This window comes from Pedobacter agri PB92 (assembly GCF_000258495.1).
Classification (GTDB): domain Bacteria; phylum Bacteroidota; class Bacteroidia; order Sphingobacteriales; family Sphingobacteriaceae; genus Pedobacter; species Pedobacter agri.
Genome location: NZ_AJLG01000260.1, coordinates 1 through 4,926, shown reverse-complemented (window position 1 = coordinate 4,926; position 4,926 = coordinate 1). Strand labels below are relative to the sequence as shown.

The following is a 4,926-nucleotide window of genomic DNA, read 5'->3' as shown; positions in this document are numbered from 1 at the left end:
TTAATGAAAAACCTTTTTCAACATCGAAATTGAACGATCGAATACCAAACTTGGTTTCGTAACTATCAAGTATTTTTCCATTCTGAACAATTTTGGTAACCAACGTATACTGATATGGGTTTTCGATAGACCATAAAACGGGATCCTTAACATCAAACACCCTATCTATCTCTAAACCAGAAGTATCTATTTTTACATTCTGCTGTATTGTGCTCGCAATCAATTTTCCGCTGGCAGTAAACACAGAGTTGGTGATGACAACAGTTTGCATTTTTAATGTTTTGTTTTGAATTTGCGCCTGAAACTCCACTCTGCCCGATTGATCTGCTGTTACAAAGGTCCCCCATTTTGCGACGGCAACTTTCGCTGTAGAAGTTAACCAAACATTCCGGTAAATACCTGAACCAGAGTACCAACGAGCATCTGGTTGCGCAGAATTGTCAACTTTAACTGCAATAATGTTTTTTCCAGCCTTTAGAAACTTGCTAATCTCGTAAGAAAACGATGCATATCCATACGGACGTTTGCCTAAATATTTGCCATTAACCCAAACTTCTGAGTTTTTATAAACGCCATCAAATTCGATGGTAATTAATCTAGATTCGAAATTTGCAGGTGCAGTAAATTCTTTTCTATACCATCCAATTCCAGTAGGCAAACCGCCACCCTCTGGTTTTGCTGGGTTTTTCTCATCGAATTCACCCTCAATGCTCCAATCATGTGGCAAAGTTAGTTTACGCCATTTTGCATCGATAAATGCAGGCGATTTTGCGCCAGGCTCATCACCTAAAAAGAATTTCCAATCTTTGTTGAAGCTGGTTCGGGTTCGAGTTTCTGTTGTCGGATATACTGTAGTGGTCGTCATTGCGAGGCACGAAGCAATCTTATTACAGTAGCCATCTAAACCTTTAGTTCGAAGATTGCTTCGTGCCTCGCAATAACTAGATGTAAGAAACACAATAAGCATCAAACCAAAAATTCTATATCTAAACTTAAGCATCTTCATATCTTACTATTGGACAAAATTCACTTTACTTTTACCTAAATCTTTCGATGTGGCTACTGCAATACCACGTTGATCTTGTTTGTTAACCGCACAGTAAAAATGGTAAACCACACCTTTATGCTTTAGTACAAAAGATTTGTGTGCGTACAATTCATCATATTTTTCTGATGATTCAATCAGGTTATCGCCATTCCAATCCGTCCAGTTTACCAAATCTTTAGAAACGGCAAATCTATTAAACGAACCTTTTCTATCTTGCCAAAAAGCACCAAAATAAAACATCACATAATTTTTTCCAATTTGCTGAATGACAGCATCACCAGTAATTCCAACCGGATGATGAACCACTGGATTTTTCTGAAAACGTTTCCAGTTTATCATATCATCAGAAACGGCCATTCCAATTCGCTCGTACCAACGTGTTTTTTTATTGTTGGTCAAAGAATCGCCAACCGCATTATAGTACATCACAAAGCGATGCCCTGTTAACCGGCTTTTGTCTTCAATTACAGTGCTTTTAAATAATTTATTGCGATTTTCCCACCAGCGCACATCTTGATCCAATGAACTTAAAACTGGTTTAGCTAATCTATTCCACTCCTGAACAATTGATGGGTGTTTTGTAGTAAAAGCCATGCCGATGGATAATGGTTCCACTTCATAACCTTTTTCTTTGCCTCCGAAATACGACATCCAATATTTACCATCAAATGTTTTAGCCTGGTAACTTCCACCCCATTTTATATCCAACAAAGCATTGTATCCCGCTTTTTGATTATCATCCCATTTACCAGAATCTTCGAACGACATTAATTTGCCTAAGTTTTCCCAGTGCAATAAATCTTTGCTTTTTGCCATCCAGGTTTCGTAACCACGACCGCTGAAAATCAGGTAAGTCATGTACCAATCTTTGCCTTTTCTGAAAATAGTTGGGCAATCCATTTTATGGTCTTTATCAGTTGGAACCATAACCAAACCATATTTATAAGGTGTTTTTACTTCCTGGTAAATTTTTTCCATTTCAGTTTGAGAAACAGGATTTTTAATCTCCTGAGCAAATGCGGAAAAGCTTGATAACGCAACAAATATGTATATCCAAATCGCTCTCATCTATCTCACATTAAATTTATAAGTTCCCGAACCGATAGAAATTTTTGTCTTTCCATTTTCAGAACCAATGGTTTGGAAAGCGACATTATTTGTTTCATTAACTTTTTGATTAGCCGAAACAGGAAGATAGACCACAGCTGTTGTATTCACAGGAATTTTTACATCAATCTCAAAACCATTATTCACTTTTTTCCAGGCGGAAGAAATTTCACCATAAGAGGAGTTGTAGCTTACATTGGCCGAGGTTAAATTCCCGACTATTTCTGGTTGAATTCTTATTTGCTTAAAAGCGATGGAATTTTCATCCTGACGGATACCGCCGATGCCACTGTATAGCCATTCCATTAAATGGCCTAACATAAAATGATTATTTGAAACGGTTGGCAAAGCTGCCCAGCTTTCGGTTAAAGCTGTAGCGCCTTTTGCTATTTGCATTCCATAACCAGGTACATCCGAACGACTGTTCATATCAAAAATCACATCTGATTTTCCTGCATCTTCCAAAACTCTTAACACGTAGCGGTAGCCGATGTCGCCAGCTGTCAAACTGTTTTTCCGATCTCTGATATCTTTCACCAGATTGTCAATCACAGCATTTTTATCTTGATCCTCAACTAAACCCATGTAAATAGCCATGGCATTTGCTGCCTGAGATCCCGTTGCGTACTGTTTAGTTTTACTATTGAAAAACTTATTGTTGAATGATTTTCTAACTTCTACCGCCAGGTTAGCGTAAGTTATTGCATCTGCTTTTTTACCTAAAAGCGTTGCCATTTTCTCTAAAATCTTTAGATCGTAATAATAAATTGCCGTTCCGGTTACGCCCATGGGTGTTAACTGAGAAACACCAGGTGGCTTCGGACCTAAATCATACCAATCTCCTAAACCTTGTGATAGGATATGATTATCAGCCTTGGTGGCTAAATAGTTGATATAACGTTGCATCATTGGGTAATAATCAACCATTGCCTGCCTATCTCCATACCACTGATATAAATACCAAGGCAATAAAATACCACTGCTTCCCCATTCTGGAGAATCGCGAAACATATCGCCGCCCCATTCGAATTTTACGTATTCGGGTGCTATTTCAGGAATTAAACCGTTTGGCAACTGAGAATTTCTCATATCCGCTAAGGCTTTTTTGAAAAGCGGCGCTGCATCATAATTGTAGCCAACAGAATTCCCCATTAAATGCAGTTGCTCTAACCAACCTAATTTTTCACGGTGCGGACAATCGGTAAAAACGCTTACCATATTGCTCTTAATCGACCAATCTATCAAGTTAGAAGTTTTGTTGAATAGTTCGTTCGACGTTGAGAATTTCCCAACTTGATCAGCAGCATTTCTAACATGGAGTGCAACCAGATCTTCAATAACCGCTTTACCTGATGTATTTCTTTTTACTTTCGGATTGCCACCTCGAACCTGTAGATAGCGAAACCCTGTATAAAAGAATTTTGGTCGCCAGGTTTCTAATCCGTCACCTTTCAAAATATAAATGAAGTACGATGGTCCGCCAATATTTTTTTGTGTAACTGAACCATCTTCTTTAATTAGTTCGGCTGGTGTAATTCTAATCGTATCGCCTTTTTTACCGCGAACTTTTAACTCTATGATGGCTGATGAATTTTGACTCAAATCGTAAACCCAATCTCCATTTATTGTATTGGTAATATTTTTTGGAGAAAATTTATCAAAAATTTTAACAGGTTCTTCTTTCTGAGCTTTCAGCTGTGGTCCATCTACAATCAGTGCTGGTTTCCATTTACTATCATTGAAGCTAGCGATATTCCACCCTTTTTGCTCGAGATTCGCATTATAATCTTCACCGCCATAAATGCTTGAAAACGTGACTGGAGATTTAGTCGGTTTTCCAAGTCTGATTGCTGATGATGTTATCAGATGTGCCATCAGTATATTCGACCAAAACTCGGCAAATCATCTTCGGGTAACCATAAGCTACCTTTAATTTTCTGTATCTATCTTTTACTGGCGGAACATAATAAAAGCCGTTACCCAGCATTATGCCAATGGCATTTCCGCCTCTTTTTATTTGTTTCGTTAAATCGTAAATAACATACAAGGCCTCTTTATCGTACTTGGTCCAGCCAGGTGCAAGAAAATCATCTCCAATTTTTGTTCCGTTAAAACTCATTTCGAAATGACCTAAACCCGAAATAAACGCTGTAGCTTTTTTAACCATTTTAGTTACCGAAAAATCTTTACGAAACATCGGCAAAACATTGTTGGCGTTGTATTTATCTTTCTTTCCATCTGTTGGCAGAATATTGACATTTGAATCGACTAACTTTTCATATGCAATCCATTTTGCGCCTTTCCAATCCTCCGTATTTAACAAACCCATTTGCCAGAAAGCAGTTTTGCTCCAGGCCGACTCATTTTTGTAATTGTCCCAAACCCGAACTTTCCAATAATAAGTTTTAGTGGATAAAAGTTTGGCACCGCTGTATTTCACCTGAATAGATTGCGATGAAATTACTTTTTTAGTGTCCCAAACCTCTCCAATGTTCTTCTCTAAATTAGCTTGACTGCCTGAAACCAGAATTTGATAAGCAGTTTGCATCACATTGTGTTTAGATGATTGCAATTTCCAACTCATGCTGGGTGAAACAAAATCTATCCCGATCGGGTTATTTCGATAACCACAACTCAAATGTGCAACTTTAATATCCTGTGCAAAAAGCGGAATACTTAGCAAATACAACCAAGAAAAAATTACGACTTTGCTCATGAATTGATTTACATCTATTGCCGATGTTTGTTAGGTTTATAATTTGGTTATCATC

The 4,926-nt window shown here is 37.8% G+C and carries 4 protein-coding genes; all 4 read right to left on the bottom strand.

Annotated features, from left to right (window positions below; all coding sequences use genetic code 11):
• Positions 1–1,000, bottom strand: a 1,000-nt coding sequence (locus ON09_RS22540; RefSeq protein WP_193372057.1) for a sugar-binding domain-containing protein, incomplete at its 3' end; no start/stop codon positions are given.
• Positions 1,001–1,012: 12 nt separating this feature from the next.
• Positions 1,013–2,116, bottom strand: a complete 1,104-nt coding sequence (locus tag ON09_RS22535; protein WP_010603329.1) for a glycoside hydrolase family protein — start codon at positions 2,114–2,116, stop codon at positions 1,013–1,015.
• Positions 2,117–4,030, bottom strand: coding sequence for a glycoside hydrolase family 78 protein (locus tag ON09_RS26360; protein WP_262495852.1), 1,914 nt, complete (start codon positions 4,028–4,030; stop codon positions 2,117–2,119).
• Complete coding sequence (locus tag ON09_RS26525) at positions 3,981–4,871, bottom strand: glycoside hydrolase family 78 protein (RefSeq protein ID WP_262495851.1); 891 nt, start codon at positions 4,869–4,871, stop codon at positions 3,981–3,983. Before ON09_RS26525 ends, ON09_RS26360 begins: the two co-directional genes overlap by 50 nt.
• Between the last annotated feature and the right edge of the window lie 55 nt (positions 4,872–4,926).

Excerpts from the sequence above, each read along its gene's own strand:
- ON09_RS22535 (WP_010603329.1), bottom strand. The coding sequence starts at position 2,116 with ATGAGAGCGATTTGGATATACATATTTGTTGCGTTATCAAGCTTTTCC.
- ON09_RS26360 (WP_262495852.1), bottom strand. The coding sequence starts at position 4,030 with ATGGCACATCTGATAACATCATCAGCAATCAGACTTGGAAAACCGACT.
- ON09_RS26525 (WP_262495851.1), bottom strand. The coding sequence starts at position 4,871 with ATGAGCAAAGTCGTAATTTTTTCTTGGTTGTATTTGCTAAGTATTCCG.